Source organism: Streptococcus sp. 9903 (assembly GCF_013276625.1).
Lineage (GTDB): Bacteria > Bacillota > Bacilli > Lactobacillales > Streptococcaceae > Streptococcus.
In genome coordinates this window covers 15223-39771 of sequence record NZ_VMLI01000011.1, presented here as the reverse complement: position 1 = coordinate 39771, position 24549 = coordinate 15223, and the positions used below count along the sequence as shown (strand labels likewise).

General features: G+C 37.5%; 24 protein-coding genes and 1 pseudogene. 19 read left to right on the top strand and 6 right to left on the bottom strand.

What is annotated here, in order from left to right; genetic code table 11:
• Positions 1–28: 28 nt before the first annotated feature.
• The gene (locus HT696_RS05325; RefSeq protein ID WP_173283415.1) at positions 29–1651 is read right to left on the bottom strand and encodes an ATP-binding cassette domain-containing protein; all 1623 of its coding nucleotides are present in this window, start codon (positions 1649–1651) and stop codon (positions 29–31) included.
• 205 nt (positions 1652–1856) lie between these two features.
• Between HT696_RS05325 and trpS the strand changes: the two genes are divergently transcribed.
• Both trpS and guaB read left to right on the top strand, forming a co-directional pair.
• Positions 1857–2882 carry a tryptophan--tRNA ligase gene (trpS, locus tag HT696_RS05320; RefSeq protein ID WP_138704651.1) on the top strand — a complete coding sequence of 342 codons (1026 nt, stop codon included), beginning with the start codon at positions 1857–1859 and terminating at the stop codon, positions 2880–2882.
• Positions 2883–3033: 151 nt separating this feature from the next.
• Positions 3034–4512 (top strand): IMP dehydrogenase, encoded by a 1479-nt coding sequence (gene guaB, locus HT696_RS05315; protein ID WP_138704650.1) that lies wholly within the window; start codon positions 3034–3036, stop codon positions 4510–4512.
• 55 nt (positions 4513–4567) lie between these two features.
• Here guaB and recF read toward each other — a convergent pair whose 3' ends face one another.
• Together recF and yaaA are read right to left on the bottom strand one after the other, a co-directional pair.
• A complete protein-coding gene (gene recF / locus HT696_RS05310) occupies positions 4568–5659 on the bottom strand; it encodes a DNA replication/repair protein RecF (RefSeq protein WP_173283414.1) in 1092 nt (363 codons plus the stop codon).
• A gap of 2 nt (positions 5660–5661) precedes the next feature.
• Entirely contained in the window at positions 5662–6030 is a 369-nt protein-coding gene (gene yaaA / locus HT696_RS05305) for a S4 domain-containing protein YaaA (protein WP_000455897.1), read from the bottom strand.
• Between the two features lie 158 nt (positions 6031–6188).
• Here yaaA and HT696_RS05300 point away from each other — a divergent pair, with 158 nt between their 5' ends.
• From HT696_RS05300 to tsf, 12 genes are all read left to right on the top strand, one after another.
• Entirely contained in the window at positions 6189–7439 is a 1251-nt protein-coding gene (locus tag HT696_RS05300; RefSeq protein ID WP_138704648.1) for a pitrilysin family protein, read from the top strand.
• Entirely contained in the window at positions 7436–8719 is a 1284-nt protein-coding gene (locus HT696_RS05295; RefSeq protein WP_173283413.1) for a pitrilysin family protein, read from the top strand. Before HT696_RS05300 ends, HT696_RS05295 begins: the two co-directional genes overlap by 4 nt.
• Positions 8720–8760: 41 nt before the next feature.
• A complete protein-coding gene (rodZ, locus tag HT696_RS05290; protein WP_171035932.1) occupies positions 8761–9603 on the top strand; it encodes a cytoskeleton protein RodZ in 843 nt (280 codons plus the stop codon).
• A gap of 10 nt (positions 9604–9613) precedes the next feature.
• The gene (gene pgsA / locus HT696_RS05285) at positions 9614–10159 is read left to right on the top strand and encodes a CDP-diacylglycerol--glycerol-3-phosphate 3-phosphatidyltransferase (protein ID WP_000712127.1); all 546 of its coding nucleotides are present in this window, start codon (positions 9614–9616) and stop codon (positions 10157–10159) included.
• Positions 10156–10983, top strand: coding sequence for an energy-coupling factor ABC transporter ATP-binding protein (locus tag HT696_RS05280; protein WP_173283412.1), 828 nt, complete (start codon positions 10156–10158; stop codon positions 10981–10983). The genes pgsA and HT696_RS05280 overlap by 4 nt, the downstream gene beginning before the upstream one ends.
• Complete coding sequence (locus tag HT696_RS05275) at positions 10968–11807, top strand: energy-coupling factor transporter ATPase (RefSeq protein ID WP_023940630.1); 840 nt, start codon at positions 10968–10970, stop codon at positions 11805–11807. The genes HT696_RS05280 and HT696_RS05275 overlap by 16 nt, the downstream gene beginning before the upstream one ends.
• Positions 11800–12594: an energy-coupling factor transporter transmembrane protein EcfT gene (locus HT696_RS05270; RefSeq protein WP_057488315.1), complete on the top strand. Its 795-nt coding sequence runs from the start codon at positions 11800–11802 to the stop codon at positions 12592–12594. The genes HT696_RS05275 and HT696_RS05270 overlap by 8 nt, the downstream gene beginning before the upstream one ends.
• A 59-nt stretch (positions 12595–12653) precedes the next feature.
• The gene (gene mreC, locus HT696_RS05265; protein ID WP_173283411.1) at positions 12654–13472 is read left to right on the top strand and encodes a rod shape-determining protein MreC; all 819 of its coding nucleotides are present in this window, start codon (positions 12654–12656) and stop codon (positions 13470–13472) included.
• Positions 13472–13966, top strand: coding sequence for a rod shape-determining protein MreD (gene mreD / locus HT696_RS05260; protein ID WP_173283410.1), 495 nt, complete (start codon positions 13472–13474; stop codon positions 13964–13966). Before mreC ends, mreD begins: the two co-directional genes overlap by 1 nt.
• 93 nt (positions 13967–14059) lie before the next feature.
• Positions 14060–15238 carry a CHAP domain-containing protein gene (locus tag HT696_RS05255; protein ID WP_081530007.1) on the top strand — a complete coding sequence of 393 codons (1179 nt, stop codon included), beginning with the start codon at positions 14060–14062 and terminating at the stop codon, positions 15236–15238.
• 226 nt (positions 15239–15464) lie between these two features.
• On the top strand, positions 15465–16244 hold the full coding sequence (gene rpsB / locus HT696_RS05250) for a 30S ribosomal protein S2 (protein ID WP_000268466.1): 780 nt from the start codon (positions 15465–15467) through the stop codon (positions 16242–16244).
• 79 nt (positions 16245–16323) lie between these two features.
• Positions 16324–17364, top strand: coding sequence for a translation elongation factor Ts (tsf, locus tag HT696_RS05245; protein WP_173283409.1), 1041 nt, complete (start codon positions 16324–16326; stop codon positions 17362–17364).
• Positions 17365–17485: 121 nt separating this feature from the next.
• On the opposite strand, the gene cysK is transcribed toward tsf, so the two are convergent.
• From cysK to HT696_RS05235, 3 genes and pseudogenes are all read right to left on the bottom strand, one after another.
• Positions 17486–18412, bottom strand: a complete 927-nt coding sequence (cysK, locus tag HT696_RS05240) for a cysteine synthase A (protein WP_000029881.1) — start codon at positions 18410–18412, stop codon at positions 17486–17488.
• Positions 18413–18508: 96 nt separating this feature from the next.
• Positions 18509–18622 (bottom strand): annotated as a pseudogene (locus HT696_RS10740) (PH domain-containing protein); the annotation flags it as partial.
• A 75-nt stretch (positions 18623–18697) separates the two neighbouring features.
• Positions 18698–19333, bottom strand: coding sequence for a YigZ family protein (locus HT696_RS05235; protein WP_173283408.1), 636 nt, complete (start codon positions 19331–19333; stop codon positions 18698–18700).
• Between the two features lie 56 nt (positions 19334–19389).
• On the opposite strand from HT696_RS05235, the gene HT696_RS05230 reads away from it, so the two are divergent.
• From HT696_RS05230 to rplI, 5 genes are all read left to right on the top strand, one after another.
• On the top strand, positions 19390–20688 hold the full coding sequence (locus tag HT696_RS05230; protein WP_173283407.1) for a DEAD/DEAH box helicase: 1299 nt from the start codon (positions 19390–19392) through the stop codon (positions 20686–20688).
• On the top strand, positions 20685–21347 hold the full coding sequence (locus tag HT696_RS05225; protein WP_173283406.1) for a ComF family protein: 663 nt from the start codon (positions 20685–20687) through the stop codon (positions 21345–21347). The genes HT696_RS05230 and HT696_RS05225 overlap by 4 nt, the downstream gene beginning before the upstream one ends.
• 79 nt (positions 21348–21426) lie before the next feature.
• The gene (gene raiA / locus HT696_RS05220) at positions 21427–21975 is read left to right on the top strand and encodes a ribosome-associated translation inhibitor RaiA (RefSeq protein ID WP_050073478.1); all 549 of its coding nucleotides are present in this window, start codon (positions 21427–21429) and stop codon (positions 21973–21975) included.
• Positions 21976–22110: 135 nt separating this feature from the next.
• On the top strand, positions 22111–24084 hold the full coding sequence (locus HT696_RS05215) for a DHH family phosphoesterase (RefSeq protein WP_173283405.1): 1974 nt from the start codon (positions 22111–22113) through the stop codon (positions 24082–24084).
• The gene (gene rplI / locus HT696_RS05210; RefSeq protein ID WP_000864214.1) at positions 24081–24533 is read left to right on the top strand and encodes a 50S ribosomal protein L9; all 453 of its coding nucleotides are present in this window, start codon (positions 24081–24083) and stop codon (positions 24531–24533) included. The genes HT696_RS05215 and rplI overlap by 4 nt, the downstream gene beginning before the upstream one ends.
• The last annotated feature ends 16 nt before the right edge of the window (positions 24534–24549 follow it).

Sequence of the window (24549 nt, the reverse complement as noted above, 5' to 3'; positions counted from 1 at the left end):
GGTTAACCCAACTGAGTTTTGAATTTTTTTAGTCTTTCCAAAGTTCTTTAACTTTTGCTTGTACTTCTTCATTTTCTAGGAATTCATCATAGGTTTCATCGATACGGTCAATGACGCCATTTTTAGACAAGACAATGATATGGTTAGCTAGAGTTTGAATAAACTCGTGGTCATGGCTGGCAAAGATGATTGATTCTTTAAAGTTTTTCAATCCATCGTTCAAGCTTGAGATAGATTCTAAGTCCAAGTGATTGGTTGGATCATCGAGGACAAGAACATTTGATTTTAAGAGCATGAGTTTTGAAAGCATGACACGAACTTTTTCCCCCCCTGACAAGACGTTGACAGGTTTGTTAACCTCATCTCCAGAGAAGAGCATACGGCCGAGGAAGCCACGTAGGAAAGTATTGTCATCATCTTCTTTACTTGCGAATTGACGCAACCAGTCAAGGATTGACTCTCCTCCTGCAAAATCTGCCGAGTTATCTTTTGGCAGGTAAGATTGACTAGTGGTCACTCCCCACTTGACAGTTCCTTCATAGTCAATGTCTCCCATGATTGCACGAATTAATGCAGTCGTTTGGATGTCATTTTGTCCAATAAGCGCTGTCTTATCACCTGGACGCAAGATAAAGCTGATATTATCTAAAATAGTCTCACCATCAATCTTTACAGTTAGATTTTCTACTGTCAAGAGATCATTACCAATCTCACGTTCCGCTTTAAAGTTGATAAATGGATATTTACGACTAGATGGTACAATTTCTTCAAGTTCAATCTTATCAAGCATTTTCTTACGTGATGTTGCCTGTCTTGATTTAGAAGCATTAGCAGAGAAACGAGCTACGAATTCTTGCAATTGCTTAATTTTTTCTTCTGCTTTGGCATTACGGTCTGCTAGCAATTTAGCAGCGAGTTCAGAAGATTCCTTCCAGAAGTCGTAGTTTCCGACATAGAGTTTGATTTTTCCAAAGTCAAGGTCGGCCATGTGAGTACATACTTTGTTTAAGAAGTGACGGTCGTGGGATACTACGATAACTGTGTTATCAAAGTCAATCAAGAAGTCTTCTAACCAAGTAATAGATTGGATGTCTAAACCGTTGGTAGGCTCGTCCAAGAGAAGAACATCTGGTTTACCAAAAAGTGCTTTGGCTAGGAGAACTTTTACTTTTTCACCGTTGGCCAATTCGCTCATGTTTTGATAGTGCAATTCTTCTGGAATGTTTAGGTTTTGAAGTAGTTGAGAGGCTTCACTTTCTGCTTCCCAGCCTCCAAGCTCGGCAAACTCTCCTTCAAGTTCGGCAGCACGCACTCCATCTTCGTCTGAGAAATCTTCCTTCATGTAGATGGCATCTTTCTCTTTCATGATGCTATAAAGTTTTTCATTTCCCATGATAACAACATCAATAGCACGTTCATCTTCATAGTCAAAGTGATTTTGACGAAGAACAGAGAGACGTTCATCTGGACCAAGAGAGATGTGACCAGTAGTAGGTTCGATATCTCCGGCTAAAATTTTTAAAAAGGTTGATTTTCCGGCACCATTAGCACCAATTAATCCATAAGTATTTCCTTCTGTAAATTTGATATTGACATCATCAAAAAGTTTGCGATCACTAAAACGTAGTGAAACATCAGATACTGTAAGCAATGTTTTTCTCCTATATGTGTAATATATTTATTCTACTAGAAAATACGGAAATATTCAAATTTTTATCTGTCAATTTTGTGTAAATTAAATTTACAGCATACTTTACGCAAATCCGTAAATAGCAAGGTTGATTTATTTTGATAAATTGCGGTTATTTCATTAAAAAAATGCTATAATTGAAGGGACCATATCGAAGGAGAATAAAATGACTAAACCCATTATTTTAACAGGAGACCGTCCAACAGGAAAATTGCATATTGGACATTATGTTGGAAGTCTCAAAAATCGAGTATTATTACAGGAAGAGGATAAGTATGATATGTTTGTGTTCTTGGCTGACCAACAAGCCTTGACAGATCATGCCAAAGATCCTCAAACCATTGTAGAGTCTATCGGAAATGTGGCTTTGGATTACCTTGCAGTTGGATTGGATCCAAGTAAATCAACTATCTTTATTCAAAGCCAGATTCCAGAGTTGGCTGAGTTGTCTATGTATTATATGAATCTGGTTTCATTAGCACGTCTGGAGCGTAATCCAACTGTCAAGACAGAAATTGCTCAGAAAGGATTTGGAGAAAGCATTCCGACAGGATTCTTGGTCTATCCAATAGCTCAAGCAGCTGACATCACAGCTTTCAAGGCTAACTATGTTCCTGTTGGGACAGATCAGAAACCAATGATTGAGCAAACTCGTGAAATTGTTCGTTCTTTTAACAATGCATATAACTGTGATGTCTTGGTAGAGCCGGAAGGTATTTATCCAGAAAATGAGAGAGCAGGGCGTTTGCCTGGTTTAGATGGAAATGCTAAAATGTCTAAATCACTCAATAATGGTATTTATTTAGCTGATGATGCGGATACTTTGCGTAAAAAAGTGATGAGTATGTATACAGATCCAGATCATATTCGGGTGGAAGATCCAGGTAAGATTGAGGGCAATATGGTTTTCCATTATCTAGATGTTTTTGGTCGCCCAGAAGATGCTCAAGAAATTGCTGACATGAAAGAACATTATCAACGAGGTGGTCTTGGTGATGTGAAGACCAAGCGTTATCTACTTGAAATATTAGAACGTGAACTGGGTCCTATTCGTGAGCGTCGTATCGAATTTGCTAAGGATATGGGAGAAGTTTATAATATGCTTCAAAAAGGTAGTGAAAGAGCGCGTAAAGTTGCGGGTCAAACCCTATCTGAGGTTAAAGGGGCAATGGGACTTCATTACTTTAACTAAGTTTATTTTACAAGAAACTATCATTTCTATCTCAAAGAAAAGATAGTTTTTTATTTACCCCTGTAACATTTGACAAATTTTTATAGAATGGTATGATAGATACAATATAAAAAGAGTCAAGCTCAAAAAGAAAGAAAAGAGGAAACTTCGAATGTCTAATTGGGACACTAAATTTTTGAAAAAAGGTTTTACCTTTGATGATGTATTGCTTATTCCAGCTGAAAGTCATGTGTTGCCTAACGATGCAGATTTAACAACTAAATTGGCAGATAATCTGACTTTAAATATCCCAATTATTACCGCTGCCATGGACACAGTTACAGAGAGTCAAATGGCTATTGCTATTGCTCGTGCAGGCGGTCTCGGAGTTATCCATAAAAACATGTCAATTGCTCAACAAGCAGACGAGGTTCGTAAGGTAAAACGTTCTGAAAATGGAGTTATTATTGATCCCTTCTTCTTGACGCCTGAACATACAATTGCTGAAGCAGATGAGCTTATGGGTCGTTACCGTATCAGTGGTGTTCCAGTTGTTGAAACACTTGAAAATCGTAAATTGGTTGGTATTTTGACAAACCGAGATCTTCGTTTTATTTCAGACTATAACCAACCAATCTCAAATCATATGACAAGTGAAAATCTTGTTACTGCTCCTGTGGGTACAGATCTTGCAACAGCTGAGAGTATTCTTCAAGAGCACCGTATTGAAAAACTTCCTTTGGTAGATGAAGAAGGTCGTCTTTCTGGCTTGATTACTATCAAAGATATTGAAAAAGTTATTGAGTTTCCAAATGCCGCTAAAGATGAGTTTGGTCGTCTTCTAGTTGCAGGCGCAGTAGGTGTTACTTCAGATACATTTGAACGTGCAGAGGCTCTTTTTGAGGCAGGAGCGGATGCGATTGTTATTGATACTGCACATGGTCATTCTGCAGGTGTCTTACGTAAAATTGCTGAGATTCGTGCTCACTTCCCAGATCGTACTTTGATTGCTGGAAATATTGCTACTGCTGAAGGTGCACGTGCCCTTTATGAAGCAGGCGTAGACGTTGTCAAGGTTGGTATTGGACCAGGTTCTATCTGTACTACTCGTGTGATTGCAGGTGTTGGTGTTCCACAAGTAACAGCTATCTATGATGCTGCAGCTGTTGCACGTGAATATGGTAAAACGATCATTGCTGACGGTGGAATCAAGTATTCTGGAGATATTGTAAAAGCACTTGCGTCTGGTGGAAATGCTGTTATGCTTGGATCTATGTTTGCTGGAACTGATGAAGCTCCAGGCGAAACTGAAATCTTCCAAGGACGTAAATTCAAGACTTACCGTGGTATGGGATCAATCGCTGCTATGAAGAAAGGTTCAAGCGATCGTTACTTCCAAGGTTCTGTCAATGAAGCAAATAAACTTGTTCCAGAAGGAATTGAAGGTCGTGTTGCTTATAAAGGAGCGGCAGCTGATATTGTTTTCCAAATGATTGGTGGTATTCGCTCTGGTATGGGTTACTGTGGTGCAGCTAACCTTAAAGAGTTGCATGATAATGCTCAATTTATTGAAATGTCTGGTGCTGGTTTGAAAGAAAGCCATCCTCATGATGTACAAATTACTAATGAAGCACCAAATTATTCTATGTAAAAACAATGGAAAGAACTCCCGTGGAAACAGGAGTTCTTTTACAATGTTGTCAATTTTAATTTACAAAAACTTTACCATCCTGAATAGTGAAGATACTTAGATTTTCTGGCAGATTTTGAAGATGATCTAAGCTTGTTGTTGTGATAAAGGTTTGGATTGAATGAGAAATCGTTTCTAATAATTTTAGTTGTCTAGTGTTGTCAAGTTCGCTCATAACATCGTCAAGCAGTAATATTGGAGATTCTGTAGTAATGCTTTCCATTAATTTGATTTCTGCTAATTTTATCGAGAGGACGAGACTACGATGTTGACCTTGACTTCCGAAACTAGCATCCATCCCATTTATATAAAAAGAAATGTCATCTCGATGAGGACCGACACCAGTATTCTTTTTAAATAAATCTCTGGATCTACTTTTTTCTAAAGCAATTTTGAAAGATTCTGATAAGTCTTCTTTGTCAGTTATCTTTACAGAAGATTGATAGGATATTGACAACTCTTCAATCTGATTAGAGAGTTCAAAATGTTTCTTGCGACCAAAATGCTCTAGTTTTTTTATGAAATCTAGGCGGTGATTCATCACACGACATCCATAATCAACTAGCTGATCATCTAGTACTGAAAGGAAGGTTTCATCTATTGTTTGAGCTGATTTTAGATAAGTGTTTCTTTGCTTAAGAATATGGTTATAATTGGTTAAATCTGATAAATAGATTGGCTTAATTTGCCCAAGCTCCATATCAATAAATTTTCGTCGAACCGAAGGTGCTCCCTTAATTAGTTGTAAATCTTCAGGAGCAAATAAGACAACATTCATGTGTCCTACATAATCTGAAAGTCGTGCCTGTTTTAAGTGATTAACTTTTGTCACACGTCCTTTTTGTGTTAGTTCGATTTCGAGGGGAATGGATTCATTTTTTTTCTGAACGAGACCTGAAAGATGAAGTTGTTCCTCATCAAAATGAATGAGATTTTTATCTGTTCGAGTTCGATGGCTACGTGTTAAGGCTAGAAAATAGATAGCCTCTAACATATTTGTTTTTCCTTGTGCATTGCGTCCTAAAAAGATATTTAATTTAGGATTAAAGTCTATTTTCGTCTCTTTGTAGTTACGAAAAGTTTTGAGAGATAGGTGTTGTAGCCACATGATTATCTACCAGGGAATCGTGGAGCTTGTTTGCTTTTGGGTGATGAAGTAGGTTTTGATTTGTCTTTTTTTACTCCTTTATTCATCTCTTTAACAAGTTTAGCGATTCGTTCTTTTTCAACTTTATCAGCTTGGTATTCATCTTGCTCCTCAGAAGTAGGTTGTGTCAACAAGATGTCAATATTCATGTCAGGGATGTCAACTTTATCACCAATACGAAGTTTTTTACCGCGACGACTCTCTAATTCCCCATTAAAGTAAACAGAATGTTCAGAGAGAAATGATTTGATAGCTCCTCCGCTATGTGTAATTCCAAGTTCTTTGAGTAGTGCTTGGAGGGTAATAAATTCTTCAAATAATTTGTATTCCATAATTCACCTCAATCTTTGGTATTATACCATATTTTCCTAAAAATAGTGAGAGAAACAGGGAAAAATGTAAGCGATTTTTATTTCAAAAGTGTTACAGAGAACAAGAAAATTTCAGGTTTTCGTGATATAATAGAAGTCTGTATATAAGGAGGTAAATCATGGAGTTAGTGCATGGAATTTCAACACATTTTATCCAATCAAAAAAGTTTAAAACAAACAAAATTACCGTGCGTTTTACCGCTCCATTATCCCTCGATACGATTGCAGGTCGCATGTTGAGTGCGAGTATGCTAGAGACTGCTAATCTGATGTACCCTACTTCTCAAGCTTTGAGGAGACACTTGGCCGGTCTATACGGTACAGATATGTCAACCAATTGTTTCAGAAGAGGGCAAAGCCACATTATAGAATTGACATTTACCTATGTTCGTGATGAGTTTTTAAGTAGGAAAAATGTGCTAACTTCTCAGGTTTTGGAACTTGTAAAAGAAACTCTTTTTTCACCCGTAGTAGTTGATAATGGGTTTGATCCGGCCTTATTTGAAATTGAGAAAAACCAATTGCTAGCAAGTTTAGCAGCTGATATGGATGATTCTTTTTATTTTTCACATAAAGAATTAGATAAATTATTTTTTCATGATGAACGTCTCCAATTGGAATATAGTGATTTACGAAATCGTATTTTAGCTGAAACTCCACAGAGTTCTTATTCTTGTTTCCAAGAATTTTTGGCCAGTGATCGAATAGATTTCTTTTTCCTAGGTGATTTTAATGAGGTTGAAATTCAAAATGTATTAGAAACATTTGGCTTTAAAGGTCGAAAAGGAGATGTGAAGGTTCAGTATTGTCAACCTTATTCTAATATCCTTCAGGAAGGTATGGTTCGGAAAAATGTGGGACAATCCATTTTGGAATTAGGTTATTATTGCCCTTCTGAATATGGTGATGAGCAACATTTAACCATGATTGTAATGAATGGTTTACTTGGTGGATTTGCTCACTCTAAGCTCTTTACAAATGTCCGTGAAAATGCTGGATTAGCTTATACCATTTTAAGTCAACTCGATTTGTTTAGTGGATTCTTGAGGATGTATGCTGGTATCAATCGAGAAAATCGTAACCAGGCTCGTAAAATGATGAATAATCAACTGCTTGATTTAAAAAAAGGTTATTTTACAGAGCTTGAGTTAGAGCAGACCAAGGAAATGATTCGTCGGTCTTTGTTACTTTCTCAAGATAATCAAGGTTCATTGATTGAACGTGCTTATCAAAATGCCTTACTTGGGAAATCTTCAGCAGACTTTAAAAGTTGGATTGCAAAACTCGAGCAAGTTGACAAAGATGCTATTTGTAGAGCAGCTAATAATGTGAAACTACAGGCGATTTACTTTATGGAAGGAATAGAATGACAAAGGTTGTTTTTGAAGAAAAATACTATCCAGCTGTAAAAGAAATGATTTATCGAACTCGTTTGGCCAACGGATTGACAGTTGCTCTTTTGCCTAAAAAGGAATTTAAAGAGGTTTATGGGAGTGTAACTGTACAATTTGGTTCGGTAGATACGCTTGTCACAGAAGTTGACGGAGATGTAAAAGAATATCCTGCAGGAATTGCTCATTTTCTTGAACATAAATTATTTGAGAGAGAAGATTCTAGCGATTTGATGTCGGCTTTTACGAGTCTAGGTGCAGATAGTAATGCCTTTACAAGCTTTACAAAAACAAGCTATCTTTTTTCAGCAACGGATCATTTTTTAGAAAATTTAGATTTACTTGATGAATTGGTAACATCAGCACATTTTACTGAAGATTCCATTTTAAGAGAGCAGGATATTATTCAGCAAGAACGAGAAATGTATCAAGATGATCCAGATTCGTGTTTATTCTTTTCAACCTTAGCGAATTTGTATCCAGGTACACCTTTAGCGACGGATATAGTTGGAAGTGAGGAGTCCATTTCCCAAATAAATCTAACTAATTTGCAAGAAAATTTTACAAGATTTTACAAACCTGTAAACATGTCTCTGTTTTTAGTTGGTGATTTTGATGTAGAGCAAGTACAGGACCATTTTGAAAGAAAAGAATTGAAAGATTTAGATGTTCAGGAAGTAGCAAGAGAAAAGTTGCTTTTACAAGATGTAAAACCAACAGATAGTATGAGAATGGAAGTATCTTCTCCCAAACTAGCGATTGGAGTTAGAGGTAAGCGAGGAGTTTCTGAGGCGGATTGCTATCGACATCATATTTTATTAAAATTATTGTTTGCAATGATGTTTGGTTGGACTTCGGATCGTTTTCAAAAGTTATATGAATCAGGTAAAATAGATGCGTCCCTATCTCTTGAAATTGAAGTAACAAGTCGCTTTCATTTTGTTATGTTGACAATGGATACGAAAGAGCCAGTTGCTTTATCTCATCAATTTAGGAAGGCCATTCGTAATTTTAAAAAGGATTTAGATATTACAGAGGAACATTTAGATATTATAAAAAGAGAGATGTTTGGAGAATTTTTCAGTAGCATGAACTCTCTTGAATTTATTGCAATGCAATATGATGCTTTTGAAAATGGTGAGACAATTTTTGATTTGCCGAAGATTTTACAGGAAATTACTTTAGAGGATGTCCTTGAAGCGGGGCATCACTTAATAGATGAAGGGGATATAGTTGATTTTACAATATTCCCATCGTAGTAACCTATCATAATAGATACTAGAAAGAAGGGATGACAAGTATGAGGAAAAAAACAATTGGAGAGGTTTTACGATTAGCTAGAATCAATCAGGGATTGAGTTTAGATGAATTGCAGAAAAAAACAGAAATCCAGTTAGATATGTTGGAAGCAATGGAAGCAGACGATTTTGATCAACTTCCAAGTCCTTTTTACACGCGTTCTTTCTTGAGAAAATATGCATGGGCTGTTGAGTTAGATGATCAAATTGTTTTGGATGCTTATGATTCTGGGAGTATGATTACTTATGAGGAAGTAGATGTTGATGAAGACGAGTTGACAGGTCGTAGACGTTCGAGTAAGAAAAAGAAGAAAAAAACATCATTTTTACCTTTATTTTATTTTATACTTTTTGCTTTATCGATTTTAATTTTTGTGACCTATTATGTTTGGAACTATATTCAAACTCAACCAGAGGGGCCTTCTCTTTCTAATTACAGTGTGGTTCAATCAACAAGTTCAATAAGTTCAACTAGCTCTGTTCCCCACTCTTCAAGTAGTAGTTCATCTAGCAGTTCTTCTAGTGTAGAATCAACTATAAGTGTATCAGGCGAAGGAAATCATGTAGAAATCGCTTATAAGACAAGTAAGGAAACAGTTAAATTGCAATTGGCAGTTTCAGATGTTACAAGTTGGGTCAGCGTTTCAGAAAGCGAACTTGAGGGCGGTGTAACCTTATCACCGGATAATAAAAGTGCAGAAGCAACCGTTTCAACTAAAAGTCCTGTAACCATTACGTTAGGTGTTGTAAAAGGTGTTACTTTGACAGTAGATAATCAGACTGTTGATTTATCGAAGTTAACAGCTCAAACTGGACAAATCACTGTAACCTTTACTAAAAATTAAGGAAAAACGAATGAAAAAAGAACAAATTCCCAATCTCTTAACAATAGGTCGAATTCTCTTTATACCTATTTTTATCTTTATTTTAACGATAGGAAATTCGATAGAGAGTCATATAGTGGCAGCTATTATCTTTGCTATTGCCAGTATTACAGATTATTTAGACGGATATTTAGCTCGTAAATGGAATGTAGTCAGTAATTTCGGTAAATTTGCAGATCCTATGGCGGATAAGTTACTAGTTATGTCGGCTTTTATTATGTTGATTGAGTTAGGTATGGCTCCAGCTTGGATTGTTGCAGTAATCATCTGTCGTGAGTTGGCTGTTACAGGTTTAAGACTATTACTGGTTGAAACTGGTGGGACAGTTTTAGCAGCAGCAATGCCTGGAAAAATTAAAACTTTCAGTCAGATGTTTGCCATTATTTTCTTGCTATTACATTGGACTTTGCTTGGTCAAGTTCTACTTTATGTAGCCTTATTTTTCACTATCTACTCTGGCTATGATTATTTCAAGGGTAGTGCCTATGTATTTAAAGGGACATTTGGTTCGAAATGAAATCAATAATTGATGTAAAAAATCTTTCTTTTCGTTATAAGGAAAGTCAAGAATACTATGATGTGAAGGATATTACGTTTCACGTGAAACGTGGAGAATGGCTTTCGATTGTAGGGCATAATGGTAGTGGTAAATCAACGACGGTTCGATTGATTGATGGCTTACTGGAAGCAGAATCTGGCGAGATTGTAATTGATGGTCAAAGGCTGACTGAGGGGAATGTTTGGAGTATACGTCGTCAAATCGGTATGGTTTTTCAAAATCCAGACAATCAATTTGTTGGAGCGACTGTTGAGGATGATGTAGCTTTTGGTTTGGAAAATCAGGGCCTTTCTCGTCAAGAAATGAAAAAGAGAGTGGAGGAAGCTCTGGATTTGGTTGGCATGTTGGACTTTAAAAAGAGAGAACCGGCGCGTCTATCAGGTGGTCAAAAGCAACGTGTGGCCATTGCAGGCGTTGTAGCCCTAAGACCAGCTATTTTAATCTTAGATGAAGCAACGAGTATGTTGGACCCTGAGGGTCGTAGAGAACTTATTGAGACAGTACAGGGAATTCGGAAAGACTATGATATGACGGTCATTTCTATTACCCATGATTTGGAAGAAGTTGCCATGAGTGACCGCGTATTGGTCATGAAAAAAGGGGAAATTGAATCAACTAGTAGCCCAAGAGAACTTTTCTCTCGAAATGATTTAGATCAAATTGGATTAGACGATCCTTTTGCTAATCAATTAAAACACTCTTTGAACCAGAATGGTTATGATTTACCTGAAAATTATTTGACAGAAAGTGAGCTAGAGGATAAACTATGGGAATTGCTCTAGAAAATGTGAGTTTTACATATCAAGAAGGGACTCCCTTAGCTTCAGCAGCTTTGTCGGATGTTTCTTTGACGATTGAAGATGGTTCTTATACAGCTTTAATTGGGCACACAGGTAGCGGTAAATCAACTATTTTACAACTCTTAAATGGTTTATTGGTTCCAAGTCAAGGGAGTGTGCGAGTTTTTGATACCTTAATCACCTCGACTTCTAAAAATAAAGATATTCGTCAAATTAGAAAACAAGTTGGCTTGGTATTTCAGTTTGCTGAAAATCAGATTTTTGAAGAAACGGTTTTGAAGGACGTTGCTTTTGGACCGCAAAATTTTGGAGTTTCTGAAGAAGATGCGGAGAAGATTGCGCGTGAGAAACTGGCTCTGGTTGGAATTGATGAATCACTTTTAAATCGTAGCCCGTTTGAGCTGTCAGGGGGACAAATGAGACGTGTGGCCATTGCAGGCATACTTGCCATGGAGCCAGCTGTATTAGTCTTAGATGAACCCACAGCAGGCCTGGATCCTCTGGGTAGAAAAGAGTTGATGAATTTGTTCAAAAAACTCCACCAGTCAGGGATGACCATTGTCTTGGTAACGCATTTGATGGATGATGTTGCTGAATATGCGAATCAAGTCTATGTGATGGAAAAGGGACGTCTAGTTAAGGGTGGTAAGCCAAGTGATGTCTTTCAAGATGTTGTCTTTATGGAAGAAGTGCAGTTGGGAGTACCTAAAATTACGGCCTTTTGTAAACGATTGGCTGATAGAGGTGTGTCATTTAAACGATTACCGATTAAGATAGAGGAGTTCAAGGAGTCGCTAAATGGATAGTATGATTTTGGGGCGTTATATCCCAGGGGATTCGATTGTTCACCGATTGGATCCACGTAGCAAATTGCTGGCTATGATGCTACTGATTTTAATCGTTTTTTGGGCTAATAATCCCTTGACGAATCTAATTCTTTTTATAGCGACAGGGATATTTATTGCTTTGTCAGGAGTATCTCTTTCATTTTTTATTCAGGGCTTGAAGTCTATGTTTTTCTTGATTGCCTTCACAACTATTTTTCAACTGTTTTTCATTTCTAATGGGAATGTTTTATTTGAATTTTCGTTTGTGAGAATCACGGATTATGCTTTGCAACAAGCTGGAATTATTTTTTGTCGCTTTGTATTGATTATTTTCTTTTCAACTTTGTTAACCTTAACAACCATGCCCTTAAGTTTGGCATCAGCTGTCGAAGCTTTGTTAGCGCCTTTAAAGCGTGTGAAAGTTCCAGTTCATGAAATTGGATTGATGCTGTCTATGAGTCTACGTTTTGTTCCAACCTTGATGGATGATACGACGCGGATTATGAATGCACAGAAAGCGCGTGGAGTGGATTTTGGTGAAGGAAGCATTGTTCAAAAGGTGAAGGCTATGATTCCCATTTTGATTCCTCTTTTTGCGACAAGTTTAAAACGTGCGGATTCCTTGGCTATCGCCATGGAAGCGCGTGGTTATCAGGGAGGAAAAGGTAGAAGTCAATACCGACAATTGAAATGGACGCGAAAGGATACGCTAGCAATTATTGTTATTCTCGTACTTGGTTGTTGTTTATTTTTCTTAAAATCTTAGTAGATTTCAGGAATTGATAAAAAAGTTACTGTAACAGTTTTTGATATAAAGGTAGGGATATGAACCGTTTTAAAAAATCAAAATATGTCATTATTGTTTTTGTCACTGTTCTGCTTGTGTCAGCTCTCTTAGCGACGACTTATTCAAGTACAATTGTGACAAAATTAGGAGATGGAGTTTCATTGGTTGATAGGGTTGTACAAAAACCTTTTCAGTGGTTTGATTCTGTCAAATCAGATTTGGCTCATTTGACACGAACATATAATGAAAATGAAAGTTTGAAGAAACAGCTTTACCAGTTAGAAGTCAAATCAAATGAGGCGGAAAGTTTAAAGACGGAAAATGAGCAACTGCGCCAATTGCTTGATATGAAGTCCAAATTGCAAGCTACACAGACTTTGGCAGCAGATGTTATTATGCGTTCTCCGGTATCTTGGAAACAGGAATTGACCTTAGATGTAGGTAAATCAAAAGGGGTTTCTGAGAACATGTTAGCTATTGCAAATGGTGGCTTGATTGGGAGTGTTTCAAAAGTAGAGGAGAACTCTACTATAGTCAACCTTCTGACAAATACGGAAAATGCAGATAAGATTTCTGTTAAAATTCAACACGGCACTACCACAATTTATGGAATTATTGTTGGCTACGACAAGGAAAATGAAGTTCTTAAAATTAGCCAATTAAATAGTAATAGCGATATTAGTACAGGCGATAAGGTGACAACGGGTGGATTAGGAAACTTTAATGTTGCAGATATTCCTGTTGGTGAAGTGGCTGCCACAACGCATAGTACAGACTATTTGACACGAGAAGTAACTGTTAAATTGAGTGCAGATACTCATAATGTAGATGTGATAGAATTAGTGGGGAATTCATAATGAGACAGTTGAAGTGGGTTGGAGTGTTTTTATTGCTCCCTTTCTTTGTTCTAATTGACGCCCATATTAGCCAGCTTCTGGGCTCATTTTTCCCCCATGTACATTTGGCTAGTCATTTTCTTTTTCTATTTCTCTTATTTGAGACAATAGAAGTATCAGAATATCTCTATCTAGTCTATTGTTTTATGGTGGGCTTGGTTTACGATGTTTACTTTTTCCATCTAATAGGGATTGCAACTCTCTTATTTATCTTATTGGGAGCCTTTCTTCATAAATTGAATAGTGTTATTTTGTTGAATCGTTGGACACGAATGCTCTCTATGATTGTCCTGACCTTCCTGTTTGAAATGGGTAGTTATCTTTTGGCTTTTATGGTAGGGCTGACAGTGGATAACATGTCGATTTTTATAGTCTATAGCTTGGTACCGACGATGATTTTAAATTTTTTATGGATTACTGTTTTTCAATTTATTTTTGAAAAATATTATCTATAAGAACGACATATAAATGTAACAAAGGCGTAATATTTATTGGAGTTTTTTTTGGTATACTAGTATTGTCTTAAACAGAAGGAGTATTTATTAACCATGAAGAAAAAAATCTTAGCCTCGCTTTTATTAAGTACAGTAATGGTTTCCCAGGCAGCAGTATTGACGACTGCTCATGCAGAAACGACTGATGACAAAATTGCTGCTCAAGATAATAAAATTAGTAACTTAACAGCACAACAACAAGAAGCACAAAAACAAGTTGATCAAATTCAGGAGCAAGTATCTGCTATTCAAGCAGAGCAATCTAACTTGCAATCTGAAAATGATAGATTACAAGCAGAATCTAAGAAACTCGAGGGTGAGATTACAGAACTTTCTAAAAACATTGTTTCTCGTAACCAATCTTTGGAAAAACAAGCTCGTAGTGCTCAAACAAATGGAGCCGCAACTAGCTACATCAATACAATCGTAAACTCAAAATCAATTACAGAAGCTATTTCACGTGTTGCTGCAATGAGTGAAATCGTATCTGCGAATAACAAAATGTTAGAACAACAAAAGGCAGATAAAAAAGCTATTTCTGAAAAACAAGTAGCAAATAATGATGCTATCAATACTGTAATTGCTAATCAACAAAAATTAGCTGATGATGCTCAAGCATTGACTACGAAACAGGCAGAACTAAAAGCTGCTGAATTGAGTCTTGCTGCTGAGAAAGCGACAGCTGAAGGGGAAAAGGCAAGTCTATTAGAGCAAAAAGCAGCAGCTGAGGCAGAGGCTCGTGCAGCTGCGGCAGCAGAAGCAGCTTATAAAGAAAAACAAGCTAGCCAACAACAATCAGTACTTGCTTCAGGTAATACAAACCTAACAGCACAGGTACAAGCAGTATCTGAATCTGCAGTAGCACCTGTTCAGGCTAAAGTACGTCCAACATATAACACGGATGCCTCAACTTACCCAATTGGAGAATGTACCTGGGGAGTTAAAACATTAGCACCTTGGGCTGGAGACTATTGGGGTAATGGAGCACAGTGGGCTACAAGTGCAGCTGCAGCAGGATTCCGTACAGGATCGACACCTCAAGTTGGAGCAATTGCATGTTGGAACGATGGTGGATATGGACACGTAGCGGTTGTTACAGCTGTTGAATCAACAACACGTATCCAAGTATCAGAATCAAACTATGCAGGTAATCGTACACTTGGAAATCACCGTGGATGGTTTAATCCAACAACGACTTCTGAAGGTTTTGTAACATATATTTATGCAGACTAATTAGAGAGAGGGACTCGAATAGAGCCCTCTTTTTCAGGTTTTACCAGAGACAATAACTATTAAAAATTATATCAAAATAGCTTGAAAATATTGGAAAAGTATGGTAAAATGAAAATTGTCGTGTGAACGATAATACTCATTCTTGATGAATTGTGAAGCAGTTGCTCTTGGGTCGTTTTGCGAGTTGAAGTCAAGAAGAGGAAAAAAACAAAAAGGAGAAATACTCATGGCAGTAATTTCAATGAAACAACTTCTTGAGGCTGGTGTACACTTTGGTCACCAAACTCGTCGCTGGAACCCTAAGATGGCTAAATACATCTTTACAGAGCGTAACGGAATCCACGTTATCGACTTGCAACAAACTGTAAAATACGCTGACCAAGCATACGACTTCATGCGTGATGCAGCAGCTAACGATGCAGTTGTATTGTTCGTTGGTACTAAGAAACAAGCAGCTGATGCAGTTGCTGAAGAAGCAGTACGTTCAGGTCAATACTTCATCAACCACCGTTGGTTGGGTGGAACTCTTACAAACTGGGGAACAATCCAAAAACGTATCGCTCGTTTGAAAGAAATCAAACGTATGGAAGAAGATGGAACTTTCGAAGTTCTTCCTAAGAAAGAAGTTGCACTTCTTAACAAACAACGTGCACGTCTTGAAAAATTCTTGGGTGGTATCGAAGATATGCCTCGTATCCCAGATGTGATGTACGTAGTTGACCCACATAAAGAGCAAATCGCTGTTAAAGAAGCTAAAAAATTGGGAATCCCAGTTGTAGCGATGGTTGACACAAACACTGATCCAGATGATATCGATGTAATCATCCCAGCTAACGATGATGCTATCCGAGCTGTTAAATTGATCACAGCTAAATTGGCTGACGCTATCATCGAAGGACGTCAAGGTGAGGATGCAGTAGCAGTTGAAGCAGAATTTGCAGCTTCAGAAACTCAAGCAGATTCAATTGAAGAAATCGTTGAAGTTGTAGAAGGCGACAACGCTTAATTCATAATAAATAGTAATTACCTAGGAGGGCGGGGCTTAGCCCGGCTCTCCTATTTTTAAAAAATATAGGAGAATCAAAATGGCAGAAATTACAGCTAAACTTGTTAAAGAGTTGCGTGAAAAATCTGGTGCTGGTGTTATGGACGCTAAAAAAGCATTGGTTGAAGTGGAAGGCGATATCGAAAAAGCGATTGAATTGCTTCGCGAAAAAGGTATGGCAAAAGCAGCTAAGAAAGCTGACCGTGTTGCTGCAGAAGGTTTGACTGGTGTTTATGTTGACGGTAACATTGCAGCAGTTGTTGAAGTAAATGCTGAAACTGACTTCGTTGCGAAAAACGCTCAATTTGTTGAGTTGGTAAACGCAACAGCTAAAGCAATCGTTGAAGGAAAACCAGCTAATAACGAAGAAGCTCTTGCTTTGACAATGCCTTCAGGTGAAACTCTTGAAGCTGCATACGTATCTGCAACAGCGACTATCGGAGAAAAAATCTCATTCCGTCGCTTTGCTTTGATTGAAAAAACAGATGCACAACACTTCGGAGCCTACCAACACAACGGTGGACGTATCGGTGTTATCTCTGTAATCGAAGGTGGAGACGAAGCACTTGCTAAACAATTGTCAATGCACATCGCAGCGATGAAACCAACAGTTCTTTCTTACAAAGAATTAGATGAACAATTCGTTAAAGATGAGTTGGCACAATTGAACCACGTTATCGACCAAGATAACGAAAGCCGTGCAATGGTTAACAAACCAGCTCTTCCACACTTGAAATATGGATCAAAAGCACAATTGAATGATGATGTTATTGCTCAAGCTGAAGCTGACATCAAAGCTGAATTGGCTGCAGAAGGCAAACCAGAAAAAATCTGGGACAAAATCATCCCAGGTAAAATGGATCGCTTCATGCTTGACAATACTAAAGTTGACCAAGCTTACACACTTCTTGCACAAGTTTACATCATGGATGACAGCAAGACAGTTGAAGCATATCTTGAATCAGTTAACGCTTCAGTAGTTGAGTTCGCTCGCTTTGAAGTTGGTGAAGGTATTGAGAAAGCTGCAAACGACTTTGAAGCTGAAGTTGCAGCTACAATGGCAGCAGCCTTGAATAACTAATTATAGAAAGGAAGTAAATTTGCTTCCTTTTTTCTATGCAGTCGATCCCTATAGGGAGAGCTTCCTATTTTCAAGGTAAAAATAAAAAGCCCTATAATAAGGGCTAAGTGCATTTAGGAGACTAAACTTCAAATTCATAGAGTGCTGTAGAGAGATAACGTTCACCGTTATCTGGTGCTAGAGCAAGGACTTTTTTACCTGTACCTAATTTTTTGGCAATCTCGATGGCTCCGTAGATAGCTGCAGCTGAAGAAATCCCTACAAGGAAGCCTTCTTTTCCACCAATTTCACGTCCGAGTGCAAGAGCATCATCTGATGTTACACGAACGATACCATCATAGGCTTTAGTATCAAGTGTATCAGGAATAAATCCAGCTGATATACCTTGAATTTTGTGAGGACCAGGTTTTTCACCAGATAGAATAGCAGATTCATCAGCTTCCACTGCATAAACTTGAATGTTTGAATTTGCTGATTTGAGTGCATGAGAAACACCAGAAATCGTTCCACCGGTACCCACTCCAGCAACAAAGGCATCTAGTCCATCTTTACCGAAAGCAGCTAGTATTTCAGCTCCTGTTGTTCTTTCGTGTACTTCTGGATTAGCTGGATTGTCAAATTGAAGAGGAAGGAAACCATCACGTTCAGCAGCGATTTCTTGAGCCTTAGCAATAGCACCTTTCATTCCTTCGCTACCAGGCGTAAGGACGAGTTCAGCACCATAGGCTTGGATAATCTTACGTCGTTCCACACTCATAGTTTCAGGCATAACGATAACAACTTTATACCCTTTAGCAGCCCCTACCCATGAAAGTCCAATACCAGTGTTTCCACTTGTTGCTTCAACAATAGTAGAACCAGGTTTCAGAATACCGTCTTGTTCAGCTTTTTCAATCATGCTAAGAGCAATACGGTCTTTTACAGAAGAACCAGGGTTAAATGCTTCAAGTTTTACATAGACATCTGCAGCACCTTCTGGAACAATGTTGTTGAGTTTAACAATCGGAGTTTGACCGATTAGTTCAGTAATGTTGTTATAAATAGACATATGAATACCTCTTTGTATAAGATATTTCTAGTATAACGCTAACTATACCATTTGTAAAATATAGAAATCCTATCGGAGCGATAGGATTTTTTTATATCACAGGTCTAAGCCATTAATTTTTAAGCGATTGTGATAAGTTAATTTTAGTAAATAGGTGTAAAGAAGAAAGTTATCAGTTTTCTTTTTGAATTGCTTCATTTTCTAGTAACTCTTGGCAAGAACCTTTTTATGTTGCTAATTAAAGTAGCGGTGAAAATATCAGTGAAACACTGTATTATCTATTGTTTACACTAGGTTTACAGGAACCTCAACTTCGCGTAAACCTTGATCAGTTAAAGTGACTTTTCCATTAAAAAACTCCACCAGTGCAGCTTTAATAGTTTCTTTTTCTTCTTTATCAACATAAATCATCGTATCGACTTGATCTGTAAAATTTGTATCTAGCTCCATGAGATTATGTTCTTTAAGGAAGTTACTGTACTCTTGGTACTGAGCGTAAGATATTTGAATAGCAATGCCAGCTTGTTCCTTTATTTCAATGATGCCAATTTCTTTGACGGCTAAGGCAACACTGCCTGCGTACGCACGAATTAGTCCTCCAGCGCCTAGTTTAATACCACCAAAGTAGCGTGTCACGACCACACAGACATTGGTGAGATTGTGATTTTCTAGTACCCCAAGCATGGGAACACCAGCAGTGCCACTAGGCTCGCCATCATCACTTGTACGTTTGATTTCACTACGTTCCCCAATAATAAATGCAGAGCAGTTATGCGTAGCTTTGTAGTGTTCTTTTTTGATAGCAGTAATGAAGTCACGAGCCTCTTCTTCGCTATAAACACGCTTGGCATGACAGATAAAGCGGGATTTTTTGATTTCTTCTTGGACTTGACAGTCCTCTTTAATTGTTCTAAATTCCATGATTTAATTGTACTAAAAAATCATCTAAAGTGCTAGGCTTTTACGAATAAAGAAGTATGAAAGTAAATCCAAACTATCTCGGTCGTTTGTTTACTGAGAATGAATTAACAGAAGAGGAGCGTCAGTTGGCGGAGAAACTTCCAGCAATGAGAAAGGAGAAGGGGAAACTTTTCTGTCAACGTTGTAATAGTACTATTCTAGAAGAATGGTATTTGCCCATCGGTGCTTACTATTGTCGGGAGTGCTTAATTATGAAGCGAGTCAGGAGTGATCAAGCTTTATACTATTTTCCACAGGAGGATTTTCCGAAGCAAGATGTTCTTAAATGGCGTGGTCAATTAACTCCTTTTCAAGAGAAGGTGTCAGAGGGACTGATTCAAGCAGTAGAGAAGCAAGAGCCAACTTTAGTTCATGCGGTGACAGGGGCTGGAAAGACAGAAATGATTTATCAAGTTGTGGCTAAGGTGATTAATAGGGGTGGTGCAGTGTGTTTGGCCAGTCCTCGCATAGATGTTTGTTTGGAGCTGTATAAACGCCTGCAACAGGATTTTGCTTGCGAGATAGCCCTCCTACATGGAGAATCAAAGCCGTATTTTCGAACACCACTAGTTGTTACGACGACCCATCAGTTATTGAAATTTTATCAAGCTTTTGATTTGCTGATAGTGGATGAAGTAGATGCTTTTCCTTATGTTGACAATTTCACGCTTTACCACGCTGTCAAGAATAGTGTAAAGGAGAATGGATTGAGAATCTTTTTAACAGCGACTTCGACCGATGAGTTGGATAAAAAGGTCCGTTTAGGAGAACTAAAAAGACTGAGTTTACCGAGACGGTTCCATGGAAATCCGTTGATTATTCCTAAGCCAGTTTGGTTATCGGATTTTAATCGCTACTTAGACAAGAATCGTTTGTCACCAAAGTTAAAGTCCTATATTGATAAGCAGAGAAAGACAGCTTATCCGTTACTCATTTTTGCTTCAGAAATTAAGAAAGGGGAGCAGTTAAAAGAAATCTTACAGGAGCAATTTCCAAATGAGAAAATTGGCTTTGTATCTTCTGTAACAGAAAATCGATTAGAGCAGGTGCAAGCATTTAGAGATGGGGTGCTGACTATACTCATCAGCACAACTATTCTAGAGCGTGGTGTGACGTTTCCTCGTGTAGATGTTTTTGTAGTAGAAGCGAATCATCGTCTTTTTACCAAGTCTAGTTTGATTCAGATTGGTGGACGAGTTGGACGAAGCATGGATAGACCGACAGGAGATTTGCTTTTCTTCCATGATGGATTAAATGATTCAATCAAGAGGGCGATTAAGGAAATTCAGATGATGAATAAGGAGGCTGGTCTATGAAGTGCTTGTTATGTGGGCAGACTATGAAGACTGTTTTAACTTTTAGTAGTCTCTTACTTCTGAAGAATGATGCCTCCTGTCTTTGTTTAGATTGTGATTCTACTTTTGAAAGAATTGGGGAAGAGAACTGTCCAAACTGTATGAAAATAGGATTGTCAACAAAGTGTCAAGATTGTCAATTTTGGTGTAAAGAAGGAGTTGAGGTCAGTCATAGAGCGATTTTCACTTACAATCAAGCTATGAAGGATTTTTTTAGTCGATATAAATTTGATGGAGACTTCCTTTTAAGAAAAGTTTTTTCTTCATTTTTAAGTGAGGAGTTGAAAAAGTACAAAGAGTACCAATTTGTAGTCATTCCCCTAAGCCCTGATAGATATGCTGATAGAGGATTTAATCAGGTTGAGGGCTTGGTAGATGCAGCAGGCTTTGCGTATCTGGATTTATTAGAAAAGAGAGAAGAGCGAGCTAGTTCTTCTAAAAGTCGCTCAGAGCGTTTGGAGACAGAATTTCCTTTCTTTATTAAAAGTGGAGTCCGCATTCCTAAGAAAATCCTACTTATAGATGATATTTATACTACAGGAACAACTATAAATCGTGTGAAGAAACTGCTGGAAGAAGCTGGTGCTGAGGATGTAAAAACATTTTCCCTTGTAAGATGAGGAAAAAATTTGCAAAAATAGAATGAAAGCGTTATAATAAAATCATAAAAACAAAAATGTTTAGAAAGAAGGTACTCATATGATTAAATATAGTATCCGTGGTGAAAACCTAGAAGTAACAGAAGCAATTCGTGATTATGTAGTTTCTAAACTCGAAAAGATCGAAAAGTACTTCCAGCCAGAGCAAGAGTTGGATGCCCGAATTAACTTAAAAGTTTATCGTGAAAAAACAGCTAAAGTGGAAGTAACGATTCCGCTTGGATCTATTACTCTCCGCGCAGAAGATGTGTCTCAAGATATGTATGGTTCAATTGACCTTGTAACTGATAAAATTGAACGTCAGATTCGTAAAAATAAAACAAAAATCGAGCGTAAAAATAAAAATAAGGTAGCAACTAGTCAATTATTTACAGATGCTTTGGTGGAAGATTCAAATGTTGTCCAGTCTAAAGTTGTTCGTTCAAAACAAATTGATTTAAAACCAATGGATTTGGAAGAAGCTATTCTACAGATGGATTTGTTGGGACATGATTTCTTTATCTATGTGGATGTTGAAGATCAAACAACTAATGTGATTTATCGTCGTGAGGATGGCGAAATTGGTTTGTTAGAGGTTAAAGAATCTTAATTTCAATATGTGTAAAGGTAGGTTTACTGAATTGTAAACCTCCTTTTTCTTATAATTGATAGAATTACTGATTACACTTTTAAAAAGTCGCTTTTTGAGGGGTATTATGGTATAATGGGTGCCAAGAGGTTTGGAATGAAAAAATTTTATGTAAGTCCAGTCTTTCCTATTCTAGTAGGATTGATTGCGTTTGGAGTCTTATCCACTTTCATTATTTTTGTTAATAATCATCTGTTGACGCTTTTAATTTTGTTTCTTTTTGTAGGAGGCTATGTTTTTTTATTTAAGAAACTGAGAGTGCATTATACAAGGAGTGATGTAGAACAGATACAGTATGTAAATCACCAAGCGGAAGAAAGTTTGACATCTCTATTGGAACAGATGCCTGTAGGTGTTATGAAATTGAATTTATCTTCTGGAGAGGTTGAGTGGTTTAATCCCTATGCTGAATTGATTTTGACCAAGGAAGATGGCGATTTTGATTTGGAAGCTGTTCAAACGATTATCAAGGCTTCAGTAGGAAATCCGTCTACTTATGCCAAGCTGGGTGAGAAGCGTTATGCTGTTCATATGGATGCTTCTTCCGGTGTTTTGTATTTTGTAGATGTATCCAGGGAGCAAGCCATAACAGATGAATTAGTAACGAGTCGACCAGTGATTGGAGTTGTGTCTGTGGATAATTATGATGATTTGGAGGATGCAACTTCTGAGTCAGATATTAGTCAAATCAATAGTTTTGTAGCTAATTTTATATCAGAGTTTTCAGAAAAATACATGATGTTCTCTCGTCGAGTGAGTATGGATCGCTTTTATCTATTTACGGACTACACGGTGCTTGAGGGATTGATGAACGATAAATTTTCTGTTATTGATTCTTTCAGAGAAGAGTCGAAACAGAGACAGTTGCCATTGACCTTAAGTATGGGATTTTCTTATGGTGATGGAAATCATGATGAAATCGGGAAAGTTGCATTGCTCAACTTAAACTTGGCTGAAGTGCGTGGTGGCGACCAGGTGGTTGTCAAGGAGAATGACGAAACGAAAAATCCCGTTTATTTTGGTGGTGGATCTGCGGCGTCAATCAAGCGTACAAGGACACGTACGCGCGCTATGATGACAGCTATTTCAGATAAAATTAGAAGTGTGGATCAGGTTTTTGTAGTTGGTCACAAAAACCTTGATATGGATGCTTTGGGTTCTGCTGTAGGTATGCAGTTATTTGCTAGCAATGTGACTGAAAATAGCTATGCTCTTTATGATGAAGATCAAATGTCTCCGGATATTGAACGTGCTATTTCATTCTTAGAAAAAGAAGGAGTTACGAAGTTGTTGTCTGTTAAGGACGCAATGGGGATGGTGACCAATCGTTCTTTGTTGATTCTTGTAGACCATTCAAAGACAGCTTTAACTTTATCAAAAGATTTTTATGATTTGTTTACACAGACCATCGTTATTGACCACCACAGAAGGGATCAGGATTTTCCAGATAATGCAGTTATTACTTATATCGAAAGTGGTGCAAGCAGTGCCAGTGAGTTAGTAACAGAATTGATTCAGTTTCAGAATTCTAAGAAAAATCGTTTGAGTCGTATGCAAGCAAGTGTTTTAATGGCTGGTATGATGTTGGATACTAAAAATTTCACCTCACGAGTGACTAGTCGGACATTTGATGTTGCTAGCTATCTCAGAACGAGAGGAAGTGATAGTATTGCTATCCAAGAAATTGCTGCGACAGATTTTGAAGAATATCGTGAGGTCAATGAACTGATTTTACAGGGGCGTAAATTAGGTTCAGATGTACTAATAGCAGAGGCTAAGGACTCGAAATGCTATGATATAGTTGTTATTAGTAAGGCAGCAGATGCCATGTTAGCTATGTCGGGTATTGAAGCGAGTTTTGTTCTTGCGAAGAATACACAAGGGTTTATCTCTATCTCAGCTCGCAGTCGTAGTAAACTGAATGTACAACGGATTATGGAAGAACTGGGAGGTGGAGGTCACTTTAATTTGGCAGCAGCTCAAATTAAAGATTTAACCTTGTCAGAAGCAGGTGAAAAACTGACAGAAATTGTATTAAATGAAATAAAGGAAAAGGAGAAAGAAGAATGAAAGTAATCTTTTTAGCAGATGTTAAAGGAAAAGGTAAAAAAGGCGAAATTAAGGAAGTACCAACAGGGTATGCACAAAACTTTCTTATCAAAAAGAATTTAGCAAAAGAAGCAACTGCTCAAGCTGTAGGTGAACTACGTGGTAAACAAAAATCGGAAGAAAAAGCTCATGCTGAGATGATTGCAGAAGCAAAAGCAATTAAAGCCCAACTTGAAGCTGAAGAAACTGTTGTAGAATTTGTTGAAAAAGTTGGTCCAGATGGTCGTACCTTTGGTTCAATTACGAATAAGAAAATTGCAGAAGAATTGCAAAAGCAATTTGGAATTAAGATTGATAAACGTCATATCCAAGTACAAGCTCCGATTCGAGCAGTTGGTTTGATTGATGTACCAGTGAAAATCTATCAAGATATCACAAGTGTAATCAATCTTCGTGTGAAAGAAGGATAAATTTACACCTTCTTGA